This window comes from Halomonas hibernica (genome assembly GCF_013183775.1).
Lineage (GTDB): Bacteria > Pseudomonadota > Gammaproteobacteria > Pseudomonadales > Halomonadaceae > Vreelandella > Vreelandella citrativorans.
Genome location: NZ_VIFN01000002.1, coordinates 173980 through 200471 on the forward strand (window position 1 = coordinate 173980; position 26492 = coordinate 200471).

At 56.4% G+C, this 26492-nt stretch carries 26 protein-coding genes; 8 read left to right on the top strand and 18 right to left on the bottom strand.

Translation table 11 applies throughout. The features are described 5' to 3' along the window. Nucleotides 1–46: 46 nt before the first annotated feature. The 12 genes from FKN99_RS05150 to FKN99_RS05205 form a co-directional block, all read right to left on the bottom strand. The gene (locus tag FKN99_RS05150) at nt 47–1147 is read right to left on the bottom strand and encodes an amino acid ABC transporter permease (RefSeq protein WP_087110580.1); all 1101 of its coding nucleotides are present in this window, start codon (nt 1145–1147) and stop codon (nt 47–49) included. Nucleotides 1148–1167: 20 nt separating this feature from the next. After that, nucleotides 1168–2358 (bottom strand): amino acid ABC transporter permease, encoded by a 1191-nt coding sequence (locus tag FKN99_RS05155; RefSeq protein WP_172116909.1) that lies wholly within the window; start codon nt 2356–2358, stop codon nt 1168–1170. Between the two features lie 88 nt (nt 2359–2446). Next, a complete protein-coding gene (locus tag FKN99_RS05160; protein WP_172116910.1) occupies nt 2447–3472 on the bottom strand; it encodes an amino acid ABC transporter substrate-binding protein in 1026 nt (341 codons plus the stop codon). A 224-nt stretch (nt 3473–3696) separates the two neighbouring features. Then, the gene (locus tag FKN99_RS05165) at nt 3697–4707 is read right to left on the bottom strand and encodes an amino acid ABC transporter substrate-binding protein (RefSeq protein WP_172116911.1); all 1011 of its coding nucleotides are present in this window, start codon (nt 4705–4707) and stop codon (nt 3697–3699) included. Between the two features lie 83 nt (nt 4708–4790). Next, on the bottom strand, nt 4791–5651 hold the full coding sequence (gene speE / locus FKN99_RS05170; RefSeq protein WP_172116912.1) for a polyamine aminopropyltransferase: 861 nt from the start codon (nt 5649–5651) through the stop codon (nt 4791–4793). Next, nucleotides 5651–6763, bottom strand: a complete 1113-nt coding sequence (hemE, locus tag FKN99_RS05175; protein WP_172116913.1) for a uroporphyrinogen decarboxylase — start codon at nt 6761–6763, stop codon at nt 5651–5653. The genes speE and hemE overlap by 1 nt, the downstream gene beginning before the upstream one ends. A gap of 221 nt (nt 6764–6984) precedes the next feature. Then, on the bottom strand, nt 6985–7392 hold the full coding sequence (gene mnhG / locus FKN99_RS05180) for a monovalent cation/H(+) antiporter subunit G (protein ID WP_172116914.1): 408 nt from the start codon (nt 7390–7392) through the stop codon (nt 6985–6987). Further along, on the bottom strand, nt 7389–7667 hold the full coding sequence (locus tag FKN99_RS05185) for a K+/H+ antiporter subunit F (RefSeq protein ID WP_087110601.1): 279 nt from the start codon (nt 7665–7667) through the stop codon (nt 7389–7391). The genes mnhG and FKN99_RS05185 overlap by 4 nt, the downstream gene beginning before the upstream one ends. Before the next feature lie 12 nt (nt 7668–7679). Continuing rightward, entirely contained in the window at nt 7680–8177 is a 498-nt protein-coding gene (locus tag FKN99_RS05190) for a Na+/H+ antiporter subunit E (RefSeq protein WP_172116915.1), read from the bottom strand. Then, complete coding sequence (locus FKN99_RS05195; protein WP_172116916.1) at nt 8174–9793, bottom strand: monovalent cation/H+ antiporter subunit D; 1620 nt, start codon at nt 9791–9793, stop codon at nt 8174–8176. The genes FKN99_RS05190 and FKN99_RS05195 overlap by 4 nt, the downstream gene beginning before the upstream one ends. After that, nucleotides 9793–10134, bottom strand: a complete 342-nt coding sequence (locus tag FKN99_RS05200; protein WP_172116917.1) for a Na+/H+ antiporter subunit C — start codon at nt 10132–10134, stop codon at nt 9793–9795. Before FKN99_RS05200 ends, FKN99_RS05195 begins: the two co-directional genes overlap by 1 nt. Continuing rightward, nucleotides 10134–13040, bottom strand: a complete 2907-nt coding sequence (locus FKN99_RS05205) for a monovalent cation/H+ antiporter subunit A (RefSeq protein ID WP_172116918.1) — start codon at nt 13038–13040, stop codon at nt 10134–10136. Before FKN99_RS05205 ends, FKN99_RS05200 begins: the two co-directional genes overlap by 1 nt. A 260-nt stretch (nt 13041–13300) precedes the next feature. On the opposite strand from FKN99_RS05205, the gene ribA reads away from it, so the two are divergent. The 3 genes from ribA (at nt 13301) to trhA (ending at nt 15238) form a co-directional block, all read left to right on the top strand. Next, on the top strand, nt 13301–13936 hold the full coding sequence (ribA, locus tag FKN99_RS05210; protein ID WP_172116919.1) for a GTP cyclohydrolase II: 636 nt from the start codon (nt 13301–13303) through the stop codon (nt 13934–13936). Between the two features lie 143 nt (nt 13937–14079). Further along, a complete protein-coding gene (locus FKN99_RS18090) occupies nt 14080–14376 on the top strand; it encodes a hypothetical protein (RefSeq protein ID WP_253926968.1) in 297 nt (98 codons plus the stop codon). A 190-nt stretch (nt 14377–14566) separates the two neighbouring features. Beyond that, entirely contained in the window at nt 14567–15238 is a 672-nt protein-coding gene (trhA, locus tag FKN99_RS05220) for a PAQR family membrane homeostasis protein TrhA (protein WP_172116920.1), read from the top strand. 14 nt (nt 15239–15252) lie between these two features. On the opposite strand, the gene FKN99_RS05225 is transcribed toward trhA, so the two are convergent. Next, a complete protein-coding gene (locus FKN99_RS05225) occupies nt 15253–15873 on the bottom strand; it encodes a glutathione S-transferase family protein (RefSeq protein WP_172116921.1) in 621 nt (206 codons plus the stop codon). Nucleotides 15874–16026: 153 nt separating this feature from the next. Beyond that, nucleotides 16027–16794: a co-chaperone DjlA gene (gene djlA / locus FKN99_RS05230; RefSeq protein ID WP_172116922.1), complete on the bottom strand. Its 768-nt coding sequence runs from the start codon at nt 16792–16794 to the stop codon at nt 16027–16029. A gap of 659 nt (nt 16795–17453) precedes the next feature. Between djlA and cheZ the strand changes: the two genes are divergently transcribed. Next, complete coding sequence (gene cheZ, locus FKN99_RS05235; RefSeq protein ID WP_172116923.1) at nt 17454–18137, top strand: protein phosphatase CheZ; 684 nt, start codon at nt 17454–17456, stop codon at nt 18135–18137. A gap of 124 nt (nt 18138–18261) precedes the next feature. Here the strand turns inward: cheZ and dxs are convergent, their stop codons facing one another. The 3 genes from dxs to FKN99_RS05250 are packed head-to-tail and all read right to left on the bottom strand — an operon-like array spanning nt 18262 to nt 21356. Continuing rightward, nucleotides 18262–20184, bottom strand: a complete 1923-nt coding sequence (dxs, locus tag FKN99_RS05240) for a 1-deoxy-D-xylulose-5-phosphate synthase (protein WP_172116924.1) — start codon at nt 20182–20184, stop codon at nt 18262–18264. Further along, nucleotides 20185–21075 (bottom strand): (2E,6E)-farnesyl diphosphate synthase, encoded by an 891-nt coding sequence (gene ispA / locus FKN99_RS05245; protein ID WP_172116925.1) that lies wholly within the window; start codon nt 21073–21075, stop codon nt 20185–20187. It lies immediately after the preceding gene. After that, nucleotides 21069–21356, bottom strand: coding sequence for an exodeoxyribonuclease VII small subunit (locus tag FKN99_RS05250; RefSeq protein ID WP_172116926.1), 288 nt, complete (start codon nt 21354–21356; stop codon nt 21069–21071). Before FKN99_RS05250 ends, ispA begins: the two co-directional genes overlap by 7 nt. Before the next feature lie 262 nt (nt 21357–21618). Between FKN99_RS05250 and serA the strand changes: the two genes are divergently transcribed. Then, nucleotides 21619–22863 (top strand): phosphoglycerate dehydrogenase, encoded by a 1245-nt coding sequence (gene serA, locus FKN99_RS05255; RefSeq protein ID WP_172116927.1) that lies wholly within the window; start codon nt 21619–21621, stop codon nt 22861–22863. A 120-nt stretch (nt 22864–22983) separates the two neighbouring features. On the opposite strand, the gene FKN99_RS05260 is transcribed toward serA, so the two are convergent. Beyond that, entirely contained in the window at nt 22984–23673 is a 690-nt protein-coding gene (locus tag FKN99_RS05260) for a pirin family protein (protein WP_172116928.1), read from the bottom strand. A gap of 240 nt (nt 23674–23913) precedes the next feature. Between FKN99_RS05260 and trhO the strand changes: the two genes are divergently transcribed. The 3 genes from trhO to FKN99_RS05275 all read left to right on the top strand — a co-directional run bounded on the left by trhO (nt 23914) and on the right by FKN99_RS05275 (nt 26325). Continuing rightward, complete coding sequence (gene trhO / locus FKN99_RS05265) at nt 23914–24873, top strand: oxygen-dependent tRNA uridine(34) hydroxylase TrhO (protein ID WP_172116929.1); 960 nt, start codon at nt 23914–23916, stop codon at nt 24871–24873. A gap of 177 nt (nt 24874–25050) precedes the next feature. Next, nucleotides 25051–25872 (top strand): IclR family transcriptional regulator, encoded by an 822-nt coding sequence (locus FKN99_RS05270; protein WP_172116930.1) that lies wholly within the window; start codon nt 25051–25053, stop codon nt 25870–25872. An 18-nt stretch (nt 25873–25890) separates the two neighbouring features. After that, entirely contained in the window at nt 25891–26325 is a 435-nt protein-coding gene (locus FKN99_RS05275) for a YqaA family protein (protein WP_172116931.1), read from the top strand. The last annotated feature ends 167 nt before the right edge of the window (nt 26326–26492 follow it).

Below are 26492 nucleotides of genomic sequence, written 5' to 3' on the forward strand. Positions count from 1 at the left end.
GCTTGTGTCATGATTAAATCCTGCTCAAATTCTTGAAAAAGCGGCGTTAGCGCTTGTGGCCGGTGTTCAACTTGCGTTCCAGATACTGGCTATAGCGCGACATGCTGAAACAGAAAATCCAGAACACAAACGCGGCAAACACGTAGCCTTCCAGCGAAAAGCCCAGCCAGTTGGAGTCGGAAAGCGCCGCCTGCACGATCCCCAGCAGGTCAAACAGCCCAATAATCATGACCAGCGTGGTGTCTTTAAATAGCGAGATAAACGTATTCACGATGCCTGGAATCATCATCTTCAGCGCCTGGGGCAGAACGATCAGGCCCATGCGCTTCCAGTAGGTCATGCCCAGTGCCGCGGCGGCCTCCTCCTGGCCCTTGGGGATCGCCTGAAGACCGCCACGAATGACCTCGGCCATGTAGGCACTTTGAAACAGCGTTAGGCCAATCAGCGCCCGCACCAGGCGATCAACGCTAATACCAGAGGGCAGAAACAGCGGCAGCATCACCGAGGCCATGAACAGCACGGTAATCAACGGCACACCGCGCCAGAACTCGATGAAGATGACGCAGAAGCTCTTCACGATGGGCATGTTAGAGCGCCGCCCCAGAGCCAGCACAATGCCAATCGGCAGCGCCCCTATCATGCCTACCGACGCCAGCAGCAGGGTCAGCATCAAACCGCCCCAGCGGTGGGTAGGTACGCGTGGCAGGTCAAAGTAGCCACCGTGAAGCAGCACGTAGGCCGCGATAGGAAAGCCCACCAAGGCAAACACGGCGACCCAGCGCTTGAGCGGCAAGCGCGGAATGGCAAGCCAGGCGATCAGGGTAAAAAAGCCGCCAAACACAATATTGGCGCGCCAGATTTCCTCTCGCGGGTAAAGTCCATAGATGAACTGCGTAAAGCGCGCATTAACGAACACCCAACAGGCGCCCTCTCGCGAGCAGTCATCCCGGGTGGTGCCTACCCAGTCGGCGTTGATGAACGCCCACTGAATGGTCGGCACCAAAAGCAGGTACAGAACGTACAGCCCCACCAGCGTAAACAGCGTATTGAGTGGGCTGCTGAACAGGTTGGTGCGCAGCCAGGCTACGGGCCCCAGGGTATTGCTGGGGGCAGGCCGCTGGTCAATCATTGTTTGGTTATGAATCATAAAGCTATCCTCACCGGCGCCTAGCGCTCAACCAACGCTACGCGGGCGTTGAACCAGTTCATGAACATGGAAACCAGCAGGCTGATCGTCAGGTACACCGCCATGGTCATGGCGATCACCTCAATGGCCTGCCCCGTTTGATTCAGCGTGGTGCCCGCAAACACGGAGACCAGGTCGGGATAGCCGATGGCCGTGGCAAGCGAGGAGTTCTTGATCAGGTTCAGGTACTGGCTGGTGAGTGGCGGGATAATGACCCGCAGCGCCTGCGGAATGACCACCAGGCGCAACACCAGGTTGCGCGGCAGGCTCAGTGCCTGGGCGGCTTCGGTCTGGCCGTGGGAAATGGCCTGGATGCCCGAGCGGACAATTTCAGCAATGAACGCAGCGGTATAGATGGAAAGCGCCAGCCACAGCGCCAGAAATTCCGGAATCACGGTAAAGCCACCGCGGAAGTTAAAGCCGCGCAGCTCCGGAACATCCCAGGTGATCGGTACGCCGGTGGCGACCGTAATCAGCAGTGGCAGACCCAGAATCAGTACCAGCGATATCCACCCGGCAGGGATCCGTTTACCGGTTGCCTCTTGGCGGCGCTTGTTCCACACACACAGTGCAATACTGGCGATAATCGCGACGATAAAGGTCGCTGGGATCATCCCAAAGCCTGACTCAAAAAGCGGCTCAGGCAGATACAGACCGCGCACGTTAAGAAAAACAACCTCGCCAAACGAGAGGCTGTCCCTTGCACTGGGTAGCGTGCGCAGCACGGCGAAGTACCAGAAAAAAATCTGTAGCAGTAACGGGATATTGCGGAAAGTTTCGATATAGGCGGTGGCCAGGCGTGCCAGTAGCCAGTTGGGCGACAGGCGAGCAATGCCGACAATAAAGCCAATCAGCGTCGCGGCCACCACACCCAAGGCGCCGACCAATAGCGTATTGAGCAAGCCCACCAAAAAGGTGCGGCCGTAGGTATCCTGAGAGGAGTAGTCGATCAGGCTTTGTACGATACCAAAGCCTGCGGTGTTATTTAAAAAGCCAAAACCGGTGGTGATACCCCGGGCGGATAGGTTGTCCTGAGTATTGCCGACGATATACAGCAAAAATACGACAACGGCTGCCGTTAAAAGCAGCTGAAAAACAAGTGCGCGTTTGGCACGGTCTCGCCAAAACGGTGGCTTGTGGCCAGCGGGGCGAGTGTTGGGTCTTACGGACATGGGTGGCGTCTCCGCTACACGGAAGGTCAATCAAATGGCCCGTCGGCACTCATCTGCTAAGCGCGACGGGCCGGGTCAAGCGAGATGCTTAGCGAATCGGCGGAGCGTACTGGAAACCACCCTGGTTCCATAGCGCGTTGGCACCGCGTTCAATCTCAAGCGGTGAGTCCATGCCAACGTTGCGCTCAAAGCTTTCGGCATAGTTACCGACCTGGCTAATAATGTTGTAAGCCCAGTCAGCGTCAAGCCCCATGCCTTCACCGTAGTTACCGTCCTGGCCAAGCAGGCGGGCGATGTCGGGGTTTTCGGAGCTGGTCATTTCCTCTACGTTTTCACTGGTCACGCCGTACTCTTCAGCATTGAGCATGGCAAACAGTGACCATTTCACGATGTTGAACCAAGTGTCATCGCCCTGGCGAACCACCGGGCCCAGCGGCTCCTTGGAAATGATATCGGGCAGAATGACGGCGCCATCCGGGTCATCTAACTGAATGCGCAGCGCCGCCAGCTGAGAAGTGTCCGAGGTTAGAACGTCGCAGCGGCCAGCCTGGAAGCCGCCCACGGTCTGCTCTGAGGTATCAAACACGATAGGATCAAATTCCATATCGTTGGCGCGGAAGTAATCGGCCACGTTAAGTTCGGTGGTGGTGCCCGTTTGGATACAGATCGCCGCACCATCCAGCTCATCAGCACCGCTGATGCCCAGGTCACGGCTAACCATGAAGCCGATACCGTCGTAGAAGTTGACGCCTGCGAAGTTCAGACCCAGCGTGGTATCGCGCGTGGTGGTCCAGGTCGTGTTACGAGAAAGCAAATCGACTTCGCCAGACTGCAGCGCAGTGAAACGCTCAACGGCATTGAGAGAGATGTAGTTGACGGCATCCGCATCACCCAATACGGCAGCGGCGACCGCACGGCAAACATCGACATCCAGCCCTTGCCAGTTGCCATCACCATCGGGTGCCGAAAAGCCTGGCAAACCGTCGCTGACGCCACACTGCACGGCTCCACGTTCAATGGTTTCTTCAAGTGTTGCTGCGTTAGCGTTAGTGGCGCCTGTCAGTGTGATGGCGCCTGCAGAGGCCAGTAATACCCAGTGTTTCTTGTTCAACATGGTAATTCCCTTCCTCGATTAATATTGTTATGCATGCGAAGGCATGACATATAAAGCTAGCAAGGAAGATGCCAATGTGGGTACAACGCCAAATTCAGCGCTTTTCAACGCAAAATGATTCTGCTTCTACGAAAGTTTAGGTGCAAAAAAATAGAAACGGTTGCCGCCTGCGCTGTTTTGGTGCGACAACCGATGGTTGATGGCAGAGTGCTGACCGGTAAGCCCTAGCGGATAGGCGGGGCATACTGAATGCCGCCATCGCGCCACAGAGCATTTAAACCACGGGTAATATTGAAGTTAGAGTCCACGCCCACGTTGTGATCATACATTTCGGCGTAGTTACCCACCTGTTTGACGATTTGGTAAGCCCAGTCGTCATCGAGTCCCATGCCTTCACCAAAATTGCCGTCCTGGCCCAGCAGGCGGGCAATATCTGGATTATCGGAATCCGCGTGTTCATCAATATTGGTGCTTGAGACACCCAGTTCTTCAGCATTGAGCATGGCAAACAGCGACCATTTTACGATATTGAACCACTGGTCATCGCCCTGGCGTACGGCGGGCCCAAGCGGTTCCTTGGAAATAATCTCGGGCAGCACTACCGCCATGTCGGGGTTGGCAAGCTGCATGCGTTGGGCATACAGCTGTGAGGCATCGGAGCTTAGGACGTCGCAGCGCCCGGCTTCAAAACCGGCAATCGACTGTTCGGGAGAATCAAACACCACTGCGTCATAGTGCATGTCGTTAACACGGAAATAGTCTGAAAGGTTCAGCTCGCTGGTCGTGCCTGACTGCGTGCACACCGCCGCGCCGTCCAGGTTTTCGGCACTTTGCACGCCCAGGTCGCTTGCGACCATGAATGCTTGGCCATCGTAATAGCTCACCCCGGTAAAGTGCATACCTTGGGTGGTATCGCGGCTAGAGGTCCAGGTCGTCGTGCGCGAGAGCAGATCCACTTCGCCGGACTGCAGGGCGGTAAAACGCTCCACCGAATCGAGCGGTACGAAATCAACCTTGCTGGCATCGCCTAATGCCGCCGCGGCAATCGCGCGGCAGACATCGGTATCCAGGCCGCGATATGTATCGTTATCGTTCAGTGAGGAGAAGCCGGGCTGGGCGGCGTTCACCCCGCAGCGTACGCTATCGCGGGATTGAACGGTTTCTAATGTGGTGCCCAAGGCAACCGTCGGGACCAGGGCGCACGCGCCAATGCTTATCCATTTAAGGGTTTTCATTGTTGGTTCCTTAACGTGGTGACACAAAAAAGGCCGAGCAGTGCCCGGCCTCATCGCTTGCTGGCGTGCTATTCAAATAAACGTCAGCTGAACGCTTTACGCATGAACGGTGGCAACGCCAGGGCGCCCCGGTGGGCATCCACTGTGTAGTACTGTAGCGGCATTTCGTGACTAGCGGCAGCCTCTTCGCGGAAGGTTTCCACGTTGGTGCCTTTACCGGCAAGCGTCACGCTCCACCAGCCGGAAGGATAAACCGGCTGGGGGAAGGGCAGCGTGGCGACACTGGCAAAGCCCGCTTCGCGCATGTCATGACGCAGCTCACGAATAATCGAGCCACTGTGATAAAGCGGTGATTCGCTCTGCTGCACCATCACGCCATCGGCTTTCAGAATGCGGTGGCAGCGCTTAAGGAAGTCAGTCTTGAACAACCCTTCGGCGGGGCCGACCGGGTCGGTAGAGTCGATAATCAGCACGTCGATGCTTTCATCGGCAGCGTCATCTACCCACTTCACACCGTCGGCGAACAGCAGCTCGGCGCGTGGGTCGTCGTTGGCTTCCACCAGTGCCGGGAAGAAACGCTCGGAGGCCTTGGTGACTTCTTCATCGATATCGATCTGGGTGACTTTTTCAACGCCCGGGTGACGCAGCACTTCTTTCAGTGTGCCGCAGTCGCCGCCGCCGATAATCACCACGCGCTTGGGCGCCGGATGAGTAAACAGTGCCGGGTGGGCGATCATTTCGTGATACAGGAAGTTGTCGCGGTCGGTGAGCATCACGCAGCCGTCCAGCACCATCAGGTTGCCGTAGGTCTCGGTAGCGTATACTTCCAAGTGCTGGTACTCACTCTGCACATCCAACAGCTTTTCAGAGATCTTCAGCGAGAAGGCGCTGCCGTGGCTATCAAACACTTCGGTAAACCACTGGTCGTCGCGTAATTCGCTCATCAATTGGCTCCTGAGGAAGGGGTGTCGGAGTGGGTAGGAATGCCTTGGTGATACTGCGGGCTTAACTCGTGCAGCGCTTCCATAAAGGCGGTGACGTTATCCGGGTTGGTAAACTGGCTGATGCCGTGGCCCAGGTTGAAAACATGCCCCGGACCGTGGCCGTAGCTTTCCAGCACGCGGGCGACTTCGGCACGAATCGCCGACGGGCGTGCAAACAGCACGTTGGGGTCGAGGTTGCCCTGAAGCGCAACCTTGTGGCCCACACGGGCGCGGGCGCTGGAGAGCTCGGTCGACCAGTCGATACCCAGTGCATCAGCACCAGCGCAGGCGATGTCTTCAAGCCACTGGCCGCCGTTTTTGGTGAATAGAATTACCGGTACGCGGCGTCCGTCGTGCTCGCGGATCAGCCCGGAAACAATTTGCTCCATATAGCGTAGCGAGAACTCCAGGTACGCGGGGGTGGAAAGCGCTCCGCCCCAGGTATCGAAGATCTGCACCGCCTGGGCGCCTGCGCGGATCTGCGCGTTCAGGTAATCGGTCACCGACTGCGCCAAGGTATCCAGCAGTTGATGCATGGTGTCTGGCGTATCGTAAAGCATGGTTTTCAGATGACGGAAGTCTTTGCTGGAACCGCCCTCCACCATGTAGGTTGCCAGCGTCCAGGGGCTTCCCGAGAAGCCGATCAGCGGCATACGCCCGTTCAGCTCGCGGCGAATGGTCGATACCGCACGCATGACGTAGTCCAGGTCGCGCTCGGCGTTGGGCACGCTTAGCGCCGCTACTTCTTCCGGGGTGCGCACGGTCTTGCGAAACTTGGGGCCTTCACCGGTTTCAAAATAGAGCCCCAGACCCATGGCATCGGGGATCGTCAAAATATCTGAAAACAGAATCGCCGCATCCAGCGGGTAACGCTCCAGCGGCTGAAGTGTTACTTCGCAGGCCAGGTCCTGGTTGCGACACAGGTCCATAAAACTGCCCGCATCGGCGCGGCGCTCACGATACTCAGGCAGATAGCGGCCTGCCTGACGCATCATCCATACCGGCGTGCGGTCAACGGGCTGGCGCGCCAGGGCGCGGAGAAAACGATCATTTTGCAACGGTGTGGAAGTCATAAACACGTGCCCTTGGGGAATTTACCTGTAGTGTATTTTAAAGGGTATACAAACCAGTGCTGATACTTTACTTGAAACATGATTGAAAAGGCGCTTGGCTCGGGTCTCTAAAGCTTAAGGCAGAGGTGAGAGTGTACTTGAGAACGCCCCACTAAGCGGCATGCCGACGTGTAAAACGTGCCCAAACCTATCCGCTACGCAGAGGCCGGTGTGGCAAGAAGCTACGGCTCTTCCTTTGCGGAAAAGGGATAAACCTCGGTCGTTGTCTTGCTCTTGTTCTCGTTCGCGCTAACGGTTGGGCGGCGGTCACGAGCACGCAGGTCACGATAAACAGCGGTGCGCATCAACAGCATGGCCACCACAGGCGCAGTGAGCATCACAAAGGCAGTGATCAATAGCTCATGAATGACCAGTCGTGACTGTAGCGCCGAGAAGTAGATCATGGAGGCAATCAGAATAGAGCCGGTGCCTAGGGTGATCGTGATGGCGGGGCCGTGAATGCGCTGGAAGAAGTGTGGCAGCCTAACAAGGCCCAATGCACCGATCAGTACAATCGCGCTTCCAAGTAGCAATAGCAGGGTAATGGGCAGGCTGGCCCATAGCGGCAGTGACTCCAGCTGTGGGTTCATTCAATTACCTCGCCACGCATAAGAAATTTGGTAAGCGCGATGGTTGATACAAAGCCCGTCAGGGCAATCAGCATCGCGGCCTCAAAATAGATCACGCTGCCAAACCGGATGCCCAGCGCCAGGGCAAACAGCATGGCGCACATCCATAGTGTATCGAGTGCCAGTACACGGTCTTGTGCGGTTGGCCCACGCAATAAGCGCACCGTACACAGCAGCATGGCTAACAAGACGCTAAGTAGCGTGATATTAATTGCCAGAGAGAGCAGCGTAGTCATACAGAACGCCTTTTATTCATGTTCAAAGATCTCGATTAATGGCTGTTCGTAGCGCGTTTTAATCGTGTCGATCCACCACTGCTCATCGTGAAGGTCAAACACATGCAGCGCCAAATCATTGGAGTCTGGCAGCTGTTCTACCCACACGGTGCCGGGGGTTGAGTTGATCAGGCACGAAAGCAACGCCAGGCCGTACGGGTCTTTAAGATCCAGTGGCACTCGGACGAACTGTGATTTTACACCCTTGGCATTGAACAAGATGATGCGGCTGACGTTAAAGCAGGAGCGTATGATTTCGATCATCGACATAAACAGCAGGCGTGCCAACACCAGCGGTTTACGCAGTGGTGCTGGGGCGAGTGGGCGCAGTGGTCTGGCGAGCAGCGGTGCGGCAATGGCCAGGACACTGCCCAGCAACACCTGTGCAGGCACAGTGCTTTGATTCAGCAGTAGCCACATGATTAACAAGGCGCCCGATAAGGCAGGAGAGGGAAGCCAGCGCAGTGTCATTGGTCCGACTCCCCGAACGTACCGCCCACCGCAGCGGTTGATCCTAGACGGTTCAAATAGACCTCAGGCTGGTTGAGCGCTTCTGTACTGCGCTCCAGATACGCCATCGTCGGGCCTGCTTGAACGGTGAGCAGCAGGCAGGCCAGTAGCAGGGTGATGACAGGCATGACTTCGGAGCGCTGCAGATGAGGCGCGACCGGGTTCTGGACGGCCCAGAAGGTCCGTACCCCAAAACGCATTAACGAAATAATGCCTGCCAACCCGGAAAGTACGACCAGCGCAATAACGACCCAAGTGACGATTCCCCGCTCAATCAGCAGGTCGGTAGGATTCAACAGCCTATGAAAAAGACTGAATTTGGCGATAAACCCTGACAGCGGCGGCAGCCCGGTAATAATCAGGGCGCAGCAGGCGAAGGCCAGCCCCAAAAAGGCCAGCGCGCCAGGAATCGCCTTGCCGACGGGCTCCTCCGGCTTATCCTCCACTGCGAAAGCCTCCATGGTTAATGCCAGCATCGCGGCTCCCGGTGTGCGGATACGCTCAATTAACTCTATCAGCAGCAAAAACGCGGCAACTGCCAGTGTCGAGCTGATCAAGTAAAACAGCGCCACGTTGATAAGCGCCGGTTGGCCGTAACCGACGGCGGCCAGCAATGTGCCTGATGAGATGACCGCCGCATAGCCTGCCATGCGGCCAGGTTCCTGGCTTGCAAGAATCCCGATGGTGCCGAAAGCAAGTGTAACAAGGCCTCCCCAGAGCAGCAGGTCAAAGCCGAAACCGGCGGCAGGGCCTTCCGAGAACAGCAGTAACCACAGCCGAATCAGCACGTACACGCCAACTTTGGTCATCAGCACCATCATGGCAGCCACCGGCGGCGAGGCCGCCGAGTACGTCGTGGGTAGCCAGAACCCCAGTGGCCACATGGCGCTTTTGGTGAGAAAGGCTAACGCTAGAATAACCACGCCAATTTTTAACAACATGAGGTCTTCCGGCGATAGCATGCTCAAGCGCATCGCCAGGTCGGTCATGTTTAGCGTGCCGGTCGTCGCGTAAATCAGGGCCACGCCAATCAGGAAGAAAAACGACGCTAACAAATTCACCACAATGTACTGCATGCCTGCTCTTATACGCACGCTGTTATAGCCGTGCAGTATCAAGCCATACGAGGCTGCCAACATGACCTCGAAGAACACAAACAGATTGAACAGGTCATTGGTAAGAAAGGCCCCGTTAATGCCCATTAACAAAAACTGGAATAACGAGTGAAAGTGCACACCAATGCGGCTCCAGCGGATCATGGCAAAGATCAGAGAAGCGCTCGCCAATATTGACGCAAGCAGCAGCATCACCGCCGTTAGCCGGTCAACCAACAAGACAATGCCAAAGGGGGCTGTCCAGTTAGCAGAGAGGTAAAGGCCAATGCCATCGGGCCAGTATTCATTGTCTGCCAGCAAAAGCAGTGCGACAGAGGTCGCCAGCATCGCCAGCGTGCTGGCCAGGTTAATAAAAAACTTTTTTTGGTGATGACGTTCATTCACCAGGATCAGCCCTGCCCCGAATATCAAGGGCAGTAAAACAGGTGCCAACATTAAATGGTGCAGCCAGGGAAGACTCATCAATGGGGCTCCTTGCCATCAACGTGGTCGGTGCCGGTAAGCCCGCGAGCGCCAATCATCACCACCAGATAAAGGGCTGTGGTGGCAAAGCCGATCACGATAGCCGTTAAGACCAGCGCTTGGGGCATCGGGTCGGCATACAAAGCGGGGTCAATAGTGCCCTCGGCAAGCGTTAAGGGGGGCTGGTTGATGGAGAGACGCCCCATGATGAAGATAAATAGATTAACGGCATACGAAATAAGCAATAAGCCCGTAATGACCTGAAAGGTACGTGGACGCAGCAGCAGCCACACCCCGGAGCCAAACATGATGCCCATTGCCATGGCCATAACAGCTTCCATTAGCGGGTCTCCTGTTGAGGGTTGAGGGGCGTTGGCGCCGTGGTAGCGGGTAAGCGGTGGCTGCGTACAGATTGGTGTGCCAGCGCCACAAGCATCAGTATCGAGGAACCAACGACCACACCAAAGACACCTAAATCAAACAGGAACGCACTCGGCAGGTGTACCTCGCCAAGCACAGGAAGCGTGAAGTGTGCGGTGTGGGTGGTCAGGAAAGGATAACCCAGCAGCCACGCGCCCAGGCCCGTTGCGCAGGCCGTCAGTAGGCCAAATGCAATCCAGCGGTGAGGGCGTAGGCGTAGATGCGTTTCAACCCACTGCGTACCGGCCAGCATGTATTGAACAATAATCGCAACCGCAAAGATCAAACCGGCAACGAAACCGCCGCCGGGCAGGTTATGGCCCCGAATAAAGAAGTAGGCCGCGATGACGCCCATCACGGGCAGCAGCAAGCGTAAATAAACGCTGGGGATCCTGAGATAGCCTGTTGCCACTTGCTGGACAGGTGTTTGCCCTGCCGCCGGGTCAACGCTGTTGGTCTGCTGAGCGGGAATGGGCAGGCTTTCAGGGGCGGGACGAAAGCGCCGCAGCAGTGCGTAAACGGTCAAGGCGACAATGGCCAACACCGCAATTTCGCCCAGCGTATCGAAATTACGGAAGTCGACCAGCAGCACATTGACCACGTTACTTCCCCCGCCTTCACTTAAGGCATGGGTAAGGAAAAAGTCAGAAATACCGCCTTCTGAAGGTGTGCGTAGCAGTGCCGTATAGCTGATCAAGGCCATTGCCAACCCCGCACACACCGCAATAACGATATCGCGTGAGCGGCGAAATAGTGCGCGTTTGGTGGTGGTAATGTTCAATTCTCGCGGCGTGATACGCGGGGGAAGCCAGCGTAGTCCCAGCAGGATAAGCACCGTGGTAATGGTTTCCACCATTAGTTGCGTAAGCGCCAGGTCGGGCGCCGATAGCCACAAAAACGACAGGCTGGTAATAATGCCCACACCGCCCACTAGGCTAAGTGCTGCCAGGCGATGGTATTTTGCCTGCCAGGCCGCCGCGACGGCGCAAATCGCCCCCATCAGCCATAGCCCGGCAAAGAGCCAGGAGAATTCCCCATTGGCAGGCAGAGCAAGCAGCGAGATGGGGCGTATCAGCAAAATGGGCGCCGCCAGAAGCATCACCACCATAAGCAAGAGCTGAGGCTGCAAGCGCCGTGTGCTGAGTATTTTTTCCAGCAACGAGGCGATGGATGAGATCCGCAGCATGGTGTTTTCGTAGGCTTGCTTGCCGTTAAAGCGCCCCAGCAACGGCACATGGGTGGCTTGAATTAGCCCATAGCGGACACGCAGCCAAATATACAACGCCACACCGCCGATTAACGCGACGAAACTCATTGCCAAGGGCAGGTTGAAACCGTGCCAAACGGCGAGGCTGTAGTAGGGCGTTGCCTCGCCTAATACAGAGGTAACGGCAGCGTGCAGGAAGGGACCGATACTCAGGCCTGGAATAATGCCCACGACCAGGCAGCAAAGCACCAAAAACTCGACAGGAAAGCGCATCCAGCGCGGTGGCTCATGCGGTTGGCGAGGCAAGTCATCAGGCAGCTTGCCGAAGAAGACGTAGGTAAAGCGAAGCGAATACGTAACGCCAAAGACCCCCATCAACACGGCCGCAATGGACATCCCCCAGTTTTGTGCGGAGCCAACGCTTAGCGCTTCGGCAAAGAACATCTCCTTGGAAATAAACCCGTTAAGAAACGGGACGCCGGCCATCGCCGCACTGGCGACGATTGCCAGCGTCGACGTATAGGGTAGCGCTTTATAAAGGCCGCGCAGGTGGCGCATATCTCGGGTGCCCGTCTCATGGTCAATAATGCCTGCGGCCATGAAAAGCGAGGCTTTAAACGTGGCATGGTTAACGGTATGGAAAATCGCGGCCACCAGCGCCAAGGGGGTGCCAATGCCCAGCAGTACGGTAATCAACCCCAGGTGGCTGATGGTTGAGTAGGCCAGCAGGCCTTTTAAATCGTGTTGGAAAATAGCGGTGAAGGCACCAATCAACATGGTGCACACGCCAGCCCCCATGATAATCCAGCTCCACTCAGGCGTTCCTGACAGCGATGGCCAAAGCCGCATGAGTAAAAAAAGGCCCGCCTTGACCATGGTGGCGGAGTGCAAAAACGCCGATACCGGTGTTGGCGCTGCCATGGCATGCGGCAACCAAAAGTGAAAAGGGAACTGCGCGCTTTTGGTCAGCGCCCCTAACGCGACCAATAGCAGCATGGGCCGATAAAGCGCGTGGTTACGGATGAGATCACCCGAGGCCAACACGACATCAAGCGAGTAGCTGCCTACCATATGGCCAAGCATCAAGACCCCGACCAGCAGACAAAGCCCCCCGGTTGCTGTCACGGTGAACGCCATGCGTGCGCCGCGGCGGGCGTCGGCGCGATGGTGCCAATAGCCAATCAACAAAAACGAGGTAATGCTGGTTAACTCCCAGAACAGCACCAGCTGTATGAGGTTGCCCGATAGCACCACCCCCAGCATTGAACCCATAAACGCGAGCAGAAACGAAAAAAAGCGAGGTACGGGATCAGCAGGCGACATGTAGTAGCGGGCATAGATAATCACCAGCAAACCGATACCCTGGATCAGCATGGCAAATAACCAGGCCAGGCCATCCATACGCAATACGACGTTTAGGCCGACACTGGGTAGCCAGCCAAATTCACTCCGTACAACCTCCCCGGCGCCTACCTGGGTATAAAGAAAACCGGTAATCAGCAGCCCTAAAAGCGTTACGCCGCCCGCCAGCCACGCCTCCCGGTTGCGGGCATTGGCGGGCATTAATGCGGCCATTATGCTGGCGATAAAAGGCGCTGTGATAAGTATAAGTAGCAGCATAATGTTCCGTCAGATGGTGAAAATTCTGGTGTCTCAGCGGTTATCACGCTGCGGGTAAACGGCTTGTCTGTGGAGTAGTACTATCTTAATCCACGCGCGGTAAATGTATATGCCTGAACAGGGTGAGCCACGCTTGCTCTTCTCTGCTTTAATTTTAGCGAGTAACAGCCGTGAGGCATGGCTCGCTTCCTGATAAACTACCCGCCCACTTTGCTCATACTGTTGTGGTTAACTGGTTTGGTTAATCTGCGAGGTAACCTGTGACCATTCGCTTCATTGCTGCTTCCCAACTGCCTACTCCCTGGGCCACGTTCACCATGCACGGTTTCGAAGACAACGCGACCGGTAAGGATCATATCGCCCTGACGCTGGGCGACCTCACGGGGGATGCGCCGGTACTGGGGCGCGTTCACTCCGAGTGCCTGACCGGCGATGCGCTATTCTCCATGCGTTGCGACTGTGGCTATCAACTGCAGGAAGCGCTTAAGCGTATCGCCGAAGAGGGTCGCGGCGTACTGCTTTACCTGCGCCAGGAAGGCCGCGGCATCGGGCTGCTCAACAAGATTCGCGCCTATCACCTGCAAGACCAAGGCGCGGATACGGTAGAAGCCAACGAACAGCTCGGGTTTGGCGCCGATATGCGCCGCTATGACCTGTGCGTACCGATGCTCAACCACCTGGGCGTCACCGCGCTTAAGCTGATGACCAACAATCCGCGTAAAGTCGATGCGCTGACCCGGGATGGCGTTAATGTGGTCGAACGGCTGCCCATCACCACTGGTTTAAATCCACACAATGAACAGTACCTTGCCACCAAGGCAGGCAAGCTTGGTCATATGATGGCGCTGGGTGATTTTACCCAGGCAAGCGATGTCGATATTGAAAGAAAGGGCTGAAATAACGCTTTATTGCCGCTAAAACCTCGAAAAATTGCTTTTTCTTAAACTTTTTTGCCTAGCGTCTGAGCTATGTTGATAAAGGCCGACACTGATACATAGCAGGATGCTAATTATCTGCAAAAGAGTAAGGAGGAGCAATCATGAAAGCACTTTGCTGGCACGGCAAAAACGACGTGCGCTATGACACAGTTCCTGATCCCGAAATAGAACACCCCCGCGACGCGATTATCAATGTAAGCAGCTGCGCCATCTGCGGCTCCGACCTTCATCTTTACGATCACTTTATCCCCGGTATGATGACCGCCGTGGATATCTGCTGGGCTCAAGCTTTAACCAAGCGGCACGCCTACAGGCGGGTATCACGCCGGATTGCAGCCACCGCAGGATTTGAAGCGCCCCGTGGAATAGAAAACGCGCTGCCCTATCCTCCCATTTAACCTACTTATTTAACTGCCTATTCACGGTGCTCATCAACATCCAAACAAAACCCAAGCGCTGTACCTTCCGTGTTTGGGTTTTGTCATGTTTCAGCGCTATGGTGATGGCTCTATTATCCAGAACTCTATTATCCAGGTTAGCCGCGTCGTTCGCTGCTACTCATGACCGTTAACACTCGGTGGAGGGGATATGAGCCACACAGCCAGCGTCAAGTCTGAAGAGTTCAGTGCGTTAGAAGAGCGCTTACACAGTATTAGCCACGGGGTGGGCGCATTGTTAAGCGTCGTTGGGGCAGTGGTGCTGCTGGTCATGGCGAGTATTGCCGCTCAGGTAGACCCATGGAAACTGACAAGCCTTGGCTTGTACGGCATGACGCTGGTATTGCTATATACCGCCTCTACGCTTTATCACGGCATCCCGCATCGGCTGTGGAAGCAGCGCTTTCAGCTGTTGGATCACTGCGCGATTTACTTGCTGATTGCAGGCACCTATACGCCTTTCTTACTGGTGAATATGCGCGGCCCAACGGGCTGGGCACTGTTTGCCGCCGTGTGGTCGCTGGCGCTGATAGGCATTACCTGCAAGCTGCTGTGGCCGCAGCGGCTGTCGATTTTCCGCGTGGTTATTTATTTGCTGATGGGGTGGATGATCCTGCTGGCATCAGAAGAAATGGCGGCGAAGCTCTCGGTAACCGGCATCGCCTTGCTGGCCGCGGGCGGCATCACGTATACGGTGGGCGTCATCTTCTATGCCGTGCGTGCGATTCCCTACAATCACGCTATTTGGCACCTCTTTGTGGTGGGAGGAAGCATCTGCCACTACTTTGCAGTAGTAGCAGCGGTACTGCCTCATACGGTGTAAAACGCGGTGCTGGCTTACTGAGCGGCAGCTTGTTCGCGCTCACCGGCTTTTGCCAGGCCCGGGCGCTGCGTATGGCGTTTGTGGTAGATCAAGAATGGCTCGGGCAGGCGATGCTGCATGCCAATGGCCCAGGAAAGCGTATGGGTGAGAAACAGGTCGGCCAAGGTGAAATCGCCTCCAAGCAGCGTTTCCTGGCCCTGAAAGCGGCGTTCAAGAGCGCCCAATGCGCGCTGAAACTCCCACTCTGCGGTAGGAATCACGGCCGGTACGCGTTTGTCTTCAGGTAGCGCAAAGGTGTGCTTGGCTTGGGTCCAGAGCGGCTGTTCGACTTCGGTCACAATAAAGCTTAACCACTGGTCGACCTGGGCACGCTCGGCGGCGTTAGTCGGCAGTAGTTTGCCGTTACCGTAGTGCTCGGCCAGGTAGCGGCAAATGGCCGACGATTCAAACAGGGTAAGTTCGCCATCCTCCAGCACCGGTACTTTGCCATCCGGATGACGTGCCAGATACGCCGAGGTTTGGCCTCCCCCTTTCTCCAACGCAACATGCTGGCACTGGTATTCAAGGCCCAGCTCTTCAAGCGTCCAGGCGGCACGTAGCGAGCGTGAGCGGGGGTAGGTGTATAGCGTGATCATGGCGCGCTCCTGACAAGGTGCCAGCCGAGGCTGGCGAAAAGAAGACGCTTTCAATTTAGCGGGCTGGTGTCAGGATGTCGATATTGGCAGGATGATGGACGCGGCCTTTGCGGGGCCGCGTGCTCTTGGACTGACCTTCATCTTATAAGCAGCTTACGCTTGGTTATCGCGCGCCTTGCGAATGCGTTCGTAGGCATTGCCGATTTCACTGGTGCGCGCCTGAGCCACTTCACGCATGCTTTCAGGCAAGCCTTTACCGGCCAGCTTATCCGGATGGTTTTGGCTCATTAAGCGACGGTAGGCTTTCTTGATCTCGGCATCGCTTGCCTCTTCACTCACACCCAGCACGCGGTAGGCGTCCTTAAGTGCCTCTTCACTGGCTCCTTGGGAGTTGGCGGCTGCACCATGCAGCATGGCTTCAATCTGCTGTACCTCTGCTTCACTACAGCCAATGCCACGCGCTACCCGCACGATCATTTCATGCTCTTCAGGATGCAAGACACCGTCAGCGGCGATAGCCGATAGCTGAACCTGTAAAAACACTTGGCGCATAACCGGTTGATGGCGGGTTAGACGCCCGACATTGGCAAGCTCAGCGTCCAGATCAAAGTTATCCGCACGGCCTCGCTCAAAGGCAGCGCGTGCCTTGGCCCGCTGCGCCCCCTGCAAATGCATCTGGTCAAACAGCTTTTCGGCAACGCTAAGCTCGCCTTCGGTCACTTTGCCATCGGCCTGGCAAAGGCAGCCCATAACGGAAAAAATCGACTCTAAAAAGCCTTCCTGAAGGCGCATGCGCGCCTCTCTTAACCGCTTGGCGAGGCGTCGTGCTAGCCACCAGCCCAGTACACCGCCAATTAATAGGCCAGTGGCGCCGCCGATGGCATAACCCACCAGGGCAAAAAATATAATCAGTAGTAACATGGCTCTCTCTAAGCGTCAGAAGTCGTAGGTTTGCAGCTGAGGGCGGCATTTTAAGCTATTGTCGCTTGACCAAACGGCGTTTTTCGCTGCGTAAGGCGGTAAAAGAAAGCGTGCTAACTTTTGTTGCCAGGCTTTCTGCCCTTTTGTTTGGAGAAGCGCAATGCCCTCGTTCCACCAGGGTGCCCCAAAAAACTCTACGGTACACGATCTCAGGGTTTTTGAGTATCACAACCCGGCAGGCGGCCAACGCCCGTGCCCGTTCACTGTTTAAACTCAATCAGCCCGATGGGTTCGATTGCCCCGGCTGCACATAGGGCGACCCTGATATATAACTCCTGGTTTGAGATCTTCGAGAACGGGGTAAAAGCCGCTTGAGATGCTGCATAACGGCAGCCATGGGATCACCTCGCACTACTTCTTTCCCAAGCTGGGTGGCGCGTGCTAGCGCTGCGTGAGTGATCCCATCCGTTGAATAGGTCTAAAAGCGCCAGACAAGGGCTTTCAAATAAAGCAAACGCTCAAGTTTTAGGAGGGTACGCCGAAGATAGTTAACGGGCTTTAACGCTTGTCTGTCTGAAAACCATAGCGGATACGTATATTGATGGTGACCAGATCATCAACAGCGACATTCAACAAGTTTTTTCCACAAGAGGATTGTCATGAGCACTGTTAACAACGCCCACGACACGACCATGCCGTCGGTGCTGGGTAAAAAAGACAGTAATGATGAGATGGTGCATCGTATAGGCCACTTGACCCGCCTGCTGCGGGATAGCATGAAGGAGCTGGGCCTGGATCAGCAGATCAGCCAGGCAGCGCAGGCCATACCCGATGCCAATGACCGGCTCAACTATGTGGCCTCAATGACGGAACAGGCGGCTGAGCGGGCACTGAATGCCGTTGAACGTGCGCAACCCGTGCAAGACAAGCTTGAGGAGGAGGGCGCCGCGCTTAATACGCGCTGGCAGGCAGCGGCGGCACTAGCCGTTGTAGAAAGCGACCCATCGCTTATCAAGGACACGCAGCTCTATTTGAGTGATTCGCTCCCGACCGCCACCGGGTCCACGCAAAAAGAGCTGCTTGAAATCATGATGGCCCAGGACTTCCAGGATCTCACCGGTCAGGTGATCAAGAAGATGATGGAGGTCATCCAGCTAATTGAAGAGCAGCTTGTTCAAGTGTTGGTCGACAATGTTCCTAACGTCACCGATGGGGTGAACATTGATGATAATCGCGATGAGCATGCCAAACTGCGCAATGGCCCGCAGGTAAGTGAAGGCAAGATGGATGCCGTGTCAGGGCAAGACCAGGTAGATGATTTGCTGGATGAACTCGGCTTTTAAACCAGCATCTCTTTCCCGGTGACCTGGCGCCCATTGTCTGGCACTTGCTTTGCGATGGCCGCCCGTAATAGGGCGGCGCTTATCTCGCTATTGAGGGGCTTGTCGATCAGTCACGATGTTGCTTTTAACTTGAAAGTGAAGGCAGTCGCTGGCGAATGGCGGCTTCGATGCCCTCCGCGTCCAGACCACAGTCCCGCAGCAATTCATCCGGCGTGCCGTGCTCTACAAATGCGTCGGGCAAGCCGAGATTGAGCACTTCTACCTGCACACCTTCAGCGTTGAGTAGTTCGTTAACAGCGCTTCCCGCGCCACCCGCAACGACGTTCTCTTCAAGCGTTATGAGAAGCTCATGCTCGTCGGCCGCGTGGAGGACCGTGTCGCGGTCCAGCGGCTTGATAGAGCGCATGTTGATATGCGTGGTGTTGAGCTTTTCGGCAACTTCAGCGGCTGCGGTGTTCAGGCTACCAAACGCGAGTAGCGCAATGCGCACGCCATCGCTTTGTGACTGACGGCGTACCTCCGCCTTGCCAATCGGAAGCGATTCCAGGTGCTCAGGGATTTCCACGCCGGGGCCAGTGCCGCGCGGGTAACGCACTGCCGCAGGGCCGGGATGATGATAGGCCGCACTCAACATGGCGCGACACTCGGCTTCATCGGCAGGTGCCAGGATGACCATGCCGGGTACGCAGCGTAAAAAGGACAAATCCATGCTGCCGTGGTGAGTGGGGCCGTCTTCACCCACAAGCCCTGCCCGGTCGATGGCAAAGGTGACGTCCAGCTCCTGCACCGCTACGTCATGAATGAGCTGGTCATAGCCGCGCTGCAAAAATGTTGAGTAGATGGCCACCACCGGCTTCATGCCTTCGCAGGCCATGCCCGCCGCGAGCGTCACGGCGTGCTGTTCGGCAATGGCTACATCAAAGTAGCGCGCTGGGTACTCTTTGGAGAAACGAATCAGGTCGGAGCCTTCGCGCATGGCGGGAGTAATCCCTATCAGGCGTGAATCGCTTGCGGCCATATCGCACAGCCAGTCGCCGAATACGTTGCAGTACTTTCTCTTGGGGGCGGATGGCGCTTTGAAGGGTGGGGCGGGCGCCACGCTGGCTTTCTCAAGTTTGGTGATGGCGTGGTAGCCAATCTGGTCCGCCTCGGCGGGTAAAAAGCCTTTGCCTTTGCAGGTTTTGATATGCAGAAACTGCGGGCCGTCCAGCTCGCGCAGGTTACGCAGCGTCTCGGTCAGTGCCTCAAGGTCGTGCCCGTCAATCGGGCCGATGTAGTGAAAACCCATTTCCTCGAACAGCGTGGCGGGGCTGACCATGCCTTTCATGTGCTCTTCGGTGCGCTTGGCAATTTCCAATGCGCCTGGCAGATGAGAAAGTACTTTTTTGCCCTCTTCGCGCATTTTTAGATAGGGTTTGCTCGACATCATCCGGGCGAGGTACGTCGCCAGGCCACCGACGTTTTCCGAGATCGACATCTCATTGTCGTTGAGCACGACCAGCATATTAGCGTTGACGTGGCCGGCATGGGCCAGCGCTTCAAAAGCCATGCCCGCCGTGAGCGCGCCATCACCAATAATCGCACAGACGCGGCGATTATCGCCTTTGGCCTGGGCAGCCAGCGCCATGCCGAGCGCTGCGGAAATCGAGGTGCTCGAGTGGCCCACGCCAAAGGTGTCGTATTCGGATTCAGCGCGGCGCGGAAATGCCGCCAGGCCGCCGTGCTGGCGAATGCTGAGCATCGCTTCACGGCGGCCGGTGAGAATCTTGTGTGGATAGGCCTGATGGCCTACGTCCCACACCAGGCGATCCTTGGGCGTATGAAAGGCGTGGTGCAGGGCCACGCTCAGCTCTACTACCCCCAAGCCTGCGCCAAAGTGGCCGCCGGAAACGCCCACGCTATAAAGCAGGTAGGCACGCAGCTCGTCAGCCAGTTGGGCAAGCTGCTGGGTATTCATGGCCCGCAGCGCAGCGGGATGATCAAAAGAGTCGAGCAGCGGCGTTGCCGGACGCTCGCGGGGAATCTCGTCGAACAGCTTCATGGGCATCTAGTGGTCGCGCTCGATCATATAGTGGGCTAATTCGGCCAAGGGGGCGGCTTGCTCGCCTAATGGGGCGAGAGCGGCAATGGCCTCGTCAATCAGGGTGCGCGCTTTTTGTTGCGCGCCTTCCAGCCCCAACAGGCTGGGATACGTCGGCTTGGCGCGTGCAGCGTCAGCGCCGGATGTTTTGCCGAGTGTCATGGTGTCACCCGTCACATCAAGGACATCATCATGAATCTGGAAGGCTAGACCAATGGCGCGCGCGTAGCGAGTCAGGGCGTTTATACGCGGGTCGCTCTCGTCAACGGCAACCAGTCCGCCCATACGCACCGCCGCCACAATCAGCGCACCGGTTTTATGAGCGTGCATGTGCGCCAGGGCGTCCACGTCAGGGTGGCCGCCGATAGCCGCCAAGTCCAGTGCTTGGCCTGCCACCATGCCCTCACGGCCAGACGCCGTGGTAAGCGTCGTGATCAGGCTGCCAAGCCGCGGGTGAGCGGTGCGTGCCAGCACGTCAAAGGCCAGGGTTTGTAGCGCGTCGCCTGCCAGAATCGCGGTCGCTTCATCATAGGCGATATGCACGGTCGGCTGGCCACGGCGCAGATCATCGTCATCCATGGCGGGCAAGTCGTCATGAATCAATGAGTAGGCGTGGATGAGTTCAATGGCGGCGGCCGGGGCGTCGAGGTCTTCTTCGCGTGCTCCCAGCGCCTGCCCAGCAAGATAGACAAGCAGCGGGCGCAAGCGCTTACCGCCGACTAAAAGACCGTGGCGCATGGCGTTATCAAGCCGCGGGACCACGGCGTGATCGTTAAAAAGCGCGTTTAGCGTGGCATCTACCCGGGCATTGCTGGCTTGACGTAAGGCGGTCAATGAGGGGGCATTGGTCGCTACCATGGGGGCGTCTCCTTACCCTCGTCAGTGGCATCCTTGGGCGATTCACTATCAGCAAACGGCGTGACGTTTAAACGGCCTTCGCTATCTTCGCTCAGCGCGCGGACTTTTAGCTCGGCGCTGTCCAAGCGTTGCTGGGCATCGCGCGTCAACCGTACGCCCTGCTCAAAGGCGCCCAGCGCATCTTCCAATGACAGCTCGCCTGACTCCAGGCGTTCTACGATGGTTTCCAGCTGGTCAACCGTGGCCGCAAAATCCTGCGGTGAAGGTGTGGTATCGCTCATTGGTCAATGCCTACTGTTTTCTGGCGCCCCATCAAAAAGGCTGCGCGTTGCCTGCCATGACAAACGCACAGTATACACCGAGGGCAGGGGGTGGCGTCTGCCCCAGGCCGCTTTGTGCGTATGACTTGCACTGTTTTCATCTTGATAACGCACACATTTCATCAGTTCGTATCGGCCTGATGGGCGTGCGGTATGCTACTATACGGCCTTTTCGTGAACCGATACACGGCGCACGCCGCCGACCATAGAGGTTGATTCAGCCATGGCTAAAACGTCCCTGGAAAAGAGCAAGATCAAGATCCTGCTACTCGAGGGCGTCCACCAAAGTGCGGTGGACAATTTTCAAAATGCCGGATATGAAAATATCGAGCATCTGCCGACATCGCTAGATGAAGCATCGTTGATCGAAAAGATCCGTGATGTACATTTCATCGGTATTCGCTCGCGTACCCAGCTTAATGAGCGCGTATTTGCAGCGGCAGAGAAGCTGGTCGGCGTTGGCTGCTTCTGTATCGGAACCAACCAGGTGGACCTGAATGCGGCGCTAAAGCGTGGTATTGCCGTGTTCAACGCGCCTTACTCCAACACCCGTTCGGTCGCTGAGCTGGTATTGGCAGAAGCGATCATGCTGTTGCGTGGCATCCCTGAAAAAAATGCCCGTGCTCATCAGGGCGGCTGGCTGAAATCAGCCAAAAACTCGCACGAAGCACGCGGTAAAACGCTGGGTATTGTTGGCTACGGCAGCATCGGCGCGCAGCTTTCTGTGCTGGCCGAGTCGCTGGGCTTTAACGTTATCTACTACGATATCATCACCAAACTCGGCATGGGTAATGCAAGCCAGGTCACCAGCCTTGAAGAGCTGTTAAACCGCTCGGATGTGGTGAGCTTGCACGTACCGGACTTGCCCTCTACCCGCTGGATGATTGGCGCGAAAGAGATTGCTGCGATGAAACCAGGTGCCATCTTCATCAATGCCTCACGCGGCAGTGTCGTGGAAATTGAACCCTTGGCGGATGCCATCAAAGCAGGCCATCTCAATGGCGCTGCGGTGGATGTGTTCCCGGTGGAGCCCAAGGGCAACGATGAAGAGTTTGAAAGCCCGTTACGTGGTTTGGAAAATGTGATCCTGACCCCGCATGTGGGTGGCTCTACGCTCGAAGCCCAGGAAAATATCGGTATTGAAGTGGCCGAAAAGCTGACGACCTACTCGGATAACGGCACCACGATCACCTCGGTCAACTTCCCCGAAGTGGCGCTGCCTGCCCACCCCGATAAGCACCGCTTGCTGCATATTCATGACAACGTGCCGGGCGTACTGTCGGAAATTAACCGCGTGCTGTCCGAAAACGGCATTAACATCTCGGGCCAGTACCTGCAGACCAACGATAAGGTCGGCTATGTGGTCATTGATGTCGACAAAGCTTACGGTCCGCAAGCGCTGGAAGCATTGAGGCAGGTAGAGCACACGCTGAAAATCCGTGCACTTTACTCAGCGCACAATAGCTAGGATTGATTGGCAGCTGCGAGGCTTGGTGACAACGCAAAACACTGGGCTGATGGCGTAAAAAAACGGCTCCCGAAAGGGGGCCGTTTGGGTTGTTAAGGCGGGTAGCACTGAGTAAAAGGGCTAAGCAAGATCAAACAGCAGTACTTCGCTTGTATCCTGGCCGGTCACGCTGATCGCGTCGCCAGGCTCAAACGCAGCGGCATCGCCGGTACTGAGCTGTTCACCATTGACCTCGACCGCGCCCTTTACCACGTGCAGCCAGGCATAGCGCGTAGCCGGTGTCTTGACGCTGTCGCCTGCATCAAATGAGCCTGCATAAAGATTAACGTCCTGGTTCAGGCTCACTGAGCCTTCACGGCCCTGCTGTGATGCTACCAGGCGCCACTGGTTTTGGCGGCCTGCGGCTGGAAATGCTTTCTGCTCGTAGCTGGGCTTAATGCCAAGCGCTTTGGGCTCAATCCAGATCTGCAGGAAGTGCAGTCCGTTCTCTTTGGAGTGATTAAACTCGCTGTGCACAACGCCGGTGCCCGCTGACATGCGCTGTACATCGCCCGGGCGCATGACCTCGCCATTGCCCATGTTGTCCTTGTGCTCCATTTCGCCTTCCAGCACGTAGGAAATAATCTCCATGTCCCGGTGCGGGTGGGCACCAAAGCCATGACCACCGGCGACGCGGTCTTCGTTGATCACCCGTAGGGCGCGAAAGCCCATATGCTTGGGGTCATGGTAATTGGCAAACGAGAACGTATGGTACGAACGCAGCCAGCCGTGGTCTGCATAGCCCCGCTCATCCGCACGACGAATTTTCATGGTGTGCTCCCAGTTGTGTTGAAGGAGTAGCTGTTGAAGGAATGCGCTCAATATACGCCTGAAACCGCACGGCGTGGGGTGAAGGTTTCTGCACGATAACGTCGATTAAATCGACGAATTTTTAAACCGCGAGTGACCTGCGTCAATCTGGCAGGATTCAAGCGCTGCGCCGTTTGCGCTAGACTATGCGCGTTTATTAACCCGGTCCGCCCTTTACGAGGGTGACTACTGGAGCTTGTTATGTCTGCACCTGTTTCTGAAGCTGGCGATATGCCGCGTATTGTCGTGGCAGCATTGTATAAATTCGTTACGTTAAATGACTTTGAAGCGCTGCGTGAGCCGCTGCGCCAAGCCATGGTCGATCATGATGTTAAAGGCACGCTGCTGCTCGCTAAAGAGGGCATCAATGGCACCGTCGCGGGGACTCGCGAAGGTATTGATGCACTGCTTGGCTGGCTGACCGCTGACCCGCGCTTGACCGATATCGACCATAAAGAGTCTTACTGCGACGAAACCCCGTTCTATCGCACCAAGGTTAAGCTCAAAAAAGAGATCGTGACGCTGGGCGTACCAGGCATTGATCCTAACAACACCGTTGGTACCTATGTTGAGCCTGAAAACTGGAACGAGGTGATTTCAGACCCCGAAGTGCTGGTGATCGACACTCGCAATGATTACGAAGTGGCGATTGGCAGCTTCGAAGGCGCGGTTGACCCAAAAACCACCACGTTCCGTGAGTTTCCCGACTACGTGCGTGAGCATTACGACCCAGAGAAGCATAAAAAAGTCGCCATGTTCTGCACCGGCGGTATTCGCTGTGAAAAAGCCTCCAGCTTTATGCTCAAAGAGGGGTTTGACGAGGTCTACCACCTCAAGGGCGGCGTTTTGAACTATCTGGAGAAAGTCCCGGAAGAGCAGTCGTTATGGCGTGGCGAGTGCTTTGTGTTCGATAACCGCGTTACCGTGCGTCACGACCTGAGTGAAGGCCTGTTCGAACAGTGCCACGCCTGTCGTATGCCGATTTCCGAAGACGACATGCAGTCATCAGCCTACGAGCCTGGGATTAGCTGCCCACACTGCATCAACTCGCTGCCCGAGAAAACTCGCGCCGCCGCCCGTGAGCGTCAGCGCCAAATTGATCTTGCCAAAGAGCGTGGCCAGCCCCATCCGCTGGGTTATAACCATCGCGAGAAGGCCTGATAGCGGCGCCAAGGAGTGGCGTAATGTCGGCGGCCACGCCTGTGGCCGTTTTCTATCTATAGCGATGTTCTGCCATTCGCTAGCTTCCTCCATTAGTGGAATTCGTTTCCGTAAACGCGACAGCGGCCTTTGCGGCACGTTATCCTGTTACTCTTTACGCCTTTAGGAGAGAGCAGGGTGAGTGAAGCCAAGCGTAGGACGGTCGGGCGTCCGGCAAATGCCGCTAAAGCGAGTGGCGGGCATAGCCAGTCGCTGGTACGCGGCTTAACGTTACTGGAGTTTTTAGCGGCAAGCCCACTAGGGCTTGCGCTGTCAGACGTGGCTGAAAAAGCCGAGTTAGCACCTTCTACCACCCACCGCTTGCTCCAGGCTCTGCAAAGCCAGGGGTTTGTTAGCCAGGAGAACGAGCAGGGCTTATGGCGTATTGACGTCAAAACCTTCCGTATCGGTAACAGCTTTTTAGAAGCTCGCGATGTGGTGGCATCAAGCCGCCCCTTTCTACGCCGCTTAACCGCTGAAACCGGCGAGACTGCCAATTTAGGGATCCGCGATGGGGATACGGCGGTATTTCTGGCCCAGCACGAATCGCCTCAAATGATGCGCATGATTACCCGCTTGGGCTCACGCGCCCCGCTGCATGCCTCTGGCGTGGGTAAAGCGCTGTTGGCATGGATGCCCACTGACGAACGCGCTCGCTTTTTGGATAACCGTGAACTCACCCGCGTTACCGACAATACGCTGTGCAGTCCAGACGCACTGACCGCCGAAATGCACCAAGTGTGTGATCAAGGCTTTGCCTGTGACCGCGAGGAGCACGCCATTGGCCTGCATTGCGTCGCGGCCTGTATCTTCGACGAGCACGCCACGCCGCTGGCGGCTATTTCTGTTTCAGGCCCCATGGCGCGTATCCCTGAAGCACGCCTGCTGGCGCTGGGTAAGCTGGTGCGCCAGGTCGCCGATGAAATTACCGCTCAACTTGGGGGCCAGGTGCCGCAGTAACGTTCGGCCACCCGTTGCATGCTGAGTCTTTTCCTTGTTGCGTTTGTTAGTGCGACCCTGCTGCCTGGCGGCTCTGAAGTTTGGCTTGCCAGACTTTGGTGTTTGGGGGAGCCGGCTATTTTACTCTGGGCGGTAGCAACGGCGGGTAATACGCTGGGCAGTCTGGTCAATGTGGCGATGGGCCGCTATGCACGTCAGTTTCAGGATCGCCGGTGGTTCCCTGCATCGCCCAAACGCCTTGCCCAGGCCGAGCGCTGGTATCACAAGCTTGGCGAGGCCAGCCTACTGCTTTCCTGGCTGCCGGTGGTGGGCGACCCACTGACGGTACTGGCCGGATTGTTTCGGCTTCCCTGGTGGCGTGCTTTTTTGTGGATTGTGGTTGCCAAGGGCGTACGCTATGGCGTGGTGCTGGGCCTTGCAAATCAGTGGCTGTTACCGCTTTGTCAGAATTGAGCGTCACGCGATCACGGGTTAGTTGCGTCAAGTTAACGGCCAGACCTTATTATGTTCCCATGTTACGCTGTACGCTTTATACGTTATCAGCCTGCTTGGTGCGTGCATTTGTAGTTGCATAAAGCAGGCTAGCAATTAAATTTAAGAAAGCATTTCTCTAACGGAGG

What these genes read in the sequence shown, in the direction of transcription:
- FKN99_RS05250 (WP_172116926.1), bottom strand. Translation starts at nt 21,356, where the DNA reads ATGAGCGATACCACACCTTCACCGCAGGATTTTGCGGCCACGGTTGAC.
- FKN99_RS05185 (WP_087110601.1), bottom strand. Translation starts at nt 7,667, where the DNA reads ATGACTACGCTGCTCTCTCTGGCAATTAATATCACGCTACTTAGCGTC.
- FKN99_RS05260 (WP_172116928.1), bottom strand. Translation starts at nt 23,673, where the DNA reads ATGAAAATTCGTCGTGCGGATGAGCGGGGCTATGCAGACCACGGCTGG.
- FKN99_RS05195 (WP_172116916.1), bottom strand. Translation starts at nt 9,793, where the DNA reads ATGAGTCTTCCCTGGCTGCACCATTTAATGTTGGCACCTGTTTTACTG.
- FKN99_RS05190 (WP_172116915.1), bottom strand. Translation starts at nt 8,177, where the DNA reads ATGACACTGCGCTGGCTTCCCTCTCCTGCCTTATCGGGCGCCTTGTTA.
- trhO (WP_172116929.1), top strand. Translation starts at nt 23,914, where the DNA reads ATGTCTGCACCTGTTTCTGAAGCTGGCGATATGCCGCGTATTGTCGTG.
- FKN99_RS18090 (WP_253926968.1), top strand. Translation starts at nt 14,080, where the DNA reads ATGAAAGCACTTTGCTGGCACGGCAAAAACGACGTGCGCTATGACACA.
- FKN99_RS05205 (WP_172116918.1), bottom strand. Translation starts at nt 13,040, where the DNA reads ATGCTGCTACTTATACTTATCACAGCGCCTTTTATCGCCAGCATAATG.
- ispA (WP_172116925.1), bottom strand. Translation starts at nt 21,075, where the DNA reads ATGGTAGCGACCAATGCCCCCTCATTGACCGCCTTACGTCAAGCCAGC.
- mnhG (WP_172116914.1), bottom strand. Translation starts at nt 7,392, where the DNA reads ATGAACCCACAGCTGGAGTCACTGCCGCTATGGGCCAGCCTGCCCATT.
- dxs (WP_172116924.1), bottom strand. Translation starts at nt 20,184, where the DNA reads ATGCCCATGAAGCTGTTCGACGAGATTCCCCGCGAGCGTCCGGCAACG.
- speE (WP_172116912.1), bottom strand. Translation starts at nt 5,651, where the DNA reads ATGAGCGAATTACGCGACGACCAGTGGTTTACCGAAGTGTTTGATAGC.
- trhA (WP_172116920.1), top strand. Translation starts at nt 14,567, where the DNA reads ATGAGCCACACAGCCAGCGTCAAGTCTGAAGAGTTCAGTGCGTTAGAA.
- FKN99_RS05150 (WP_087110580.1), bottom strand. Translation starts at nt 1,147, where the DNA reads ATGATTCATAACCAAACAATGATTGACCAGCGGCCTGCCCCCAGCAAT.
- FKN99_RS05200 (WP_172116917.1), bottom strand. Translation starts at nt 10,134, where the DNA reads ATGGAAGCTGTTATGGCCATGGCAATGGGCATCATGTTTGGCTCCGGG.
- hemE (WP_172116913.1), bottom strand. Translation starts at nt 6,763, where the DNA reads ATGACTTCCACACCGTTGCAAAATGATCGTTTTCTCCGCGCCCTGGCG.
- FKN99_RS05225 (WP_172116921.1), bottom strand. Translation starts at nt 15,873, where the DNA reads ATGATCACGCTATACACCTACCCCCGCTCACGCTCGCTACGTGCCGCC.
- FKN99_RS05160 (WP_172116910.1), bottom strand. Translation starts at nt 3,472, where the DNA reads ATGTTGAACAAGAAACACTGGGTATTACTGGCCTCTGCAGGCGCCATC.
- serA (WP_172116927.1), top strand. Translation starts at nt 21,619, where the DNA reads ATGGCTAAAACGTCCCTGGAAAAGAGCAAGATCAAGATCCTGCTACTC.
- cheZ (WP_172116923.1), top strand. Translation starts at nt 17,454, where the DNA reads ATGAGCACTGTTAACAACGCCCACGACACGACCATGCCGTCGGTGCTG.
- FKN99_RS05275 (WP_172116931.1), top strand. Translation starts at nt 25,891, where the DNA reads ATGCTGAGTCTTTTCCTTGTTGCGTTTGTTAGTGCGACCCTGCTGCCT.
- FKN99_RS05155 (WP_172116909.1), bottom strand. Translation starts at nt 2,358, where the DNA reads ATGTCCGTAAGACCCAACACTCGCCCCGCTGGCCACAAGCCACCGTTT.
- djlA (WP_172116922.1), bottom strand. Translation starts at nt 16,794, where the DNA reads ATGTTACTACTGATTATATTTTTTGCCCTGGTGGGTTATGCCATCGGC.
- FKN99_RS05165 (WP_172116911.1), bottom strand. Translation starts at nt 4,707, where the DNA reads ATGAAAACCCTTAAATGGATAAGCATTGGCGCGTGCGCCCTGGTCCCG.